The 530-nt window shown below is 66.4% G+C and carries 1 protein-coding gene; it reads right to left on the reverse strand.

The features are described 5' to 3' along the window. The coding region (locus tag V8683_RS31385) for an ABC transporter ATP-binding protein (protein WP_462880757.1) at positions 1-530 on the reverse strand (530 nt) is incomplete at both ends.

Consider the following 530-nt stretch of genomic DNA (forward strand, 5'->3'; position numbering starts at 1 on the left):
ACGAGTTCGAGCTGGGTCTTCTGGCGGATCTTCTTGTCGAGTGCGGACATGGGCTCGTCGAGGAGCAGGAGCTTGGGGCGCTTGACGAGCGAGCGGGCGAGCGCGACGCGCTGCTGCTGTCCGCCGGAGAGCTGGTGGGGCTTGCGCTGGGCGTAGCGGCTCATCTGCACGAGGTTCAGGGCGTCGGCGACGCGCTCCCTGATCTCGTTCCTGGGCGTGCCTTCCTGCTTGAGGCCGAAGGCGACGTTGGCCTCGACGCTCATGTGGGGGAAGAGGGCGTAGGACTGGAACATCATGTTGACGGGACGCCGGTAGGGAGGCAGCGTCGCGAGGTCTTCGCCGTCGACGTAGATGCGCCCGGAGGTGGCGGTTTCGAGCCCGGCGAGCATGCGCAGCAGGGTGGACTTGCCGCAGCCGGAGCTGCCGAGCAGGGCGAAGAGTTCGTTCTTCGCGACGCTCAGGCTCACGTTGTCCACCGCGGTGCTCTCGCCGAACTTCTTGACGACGTTTTCGATGCGGACGAACGCGTC

The organism is Paraburkholderia sp. AV2 (assembly GCF_054968425.1).